This is a genomic window from Cupriavidus sp. KB_39, from assembly GCF_052114485.1.
Taxonomy (GTDB): Bacteria; Pseudomonadota; Gammaproteobacteria; order Burkholderiales; family Burkholderiaceae; genus Cupriavidus.
Genome location: NZ_JBFREV010000204.1, coordinates 1 through 467, shown reverse-complemented (window position 1 = coordinate 467; position 467 = coordinate 1). Strand labels below are relative to the sequence as shown.

General features: G+C 60.2%; 1 protein-coding gene. It reads right to left on the bottom strand.

The window, feature by feature from the left end:
- The coding region (locus tag AB4Z27_RS29540) for a DUF3304 domain-containing protein (protein ID WP_441646050.1) at window positions 1-356 on the bottom strand (356 nt) is incomplete at its 3' end.
- Window positions 357-467 lie beyond the last annotated feature (111 nt).

Sequence of the window (467 nt, the reverse complement as noted above, 5' to 3'; positions counted from 1 at the left end):
CGAAGAAAATGGAGAGTCAGAAGCCCCACGTCTTCAGGGCGGTAGGGGGGCACAGGGACAATCCGCTCCTGCGGAACATCGTCGATGCGATGGAGCCACCTGACCTTCGCCGTCATGCCAGGCTTGTAGACCCGTGGCACCGTGACGCAACAGGTGAACTTGCCACCGCCCTCGTGCGGCCAGATATTCGGGCCACCCCGGCCATTGACCTCGAACGCGTAGATGCCTACATCGGTGTGGTTGTATCCAACCATTGACACTGAGATTGGCTCGTCGCCGCAACCGGACATTGCCAGTGACAATGCTGCCAGCAGGCCGGCTATCCACGCCCGTGGGCGCGCTACTGTGTAAGGCATGACTCTCCTCTTGGAACTGTGGTTACTTGCGCGCCTCGTCCCCTTTCAGGGGATACGCCGGGTGACCAAGCAGCGTCATGGTCACGAACACCTTGATACTGCCGTCTCGAA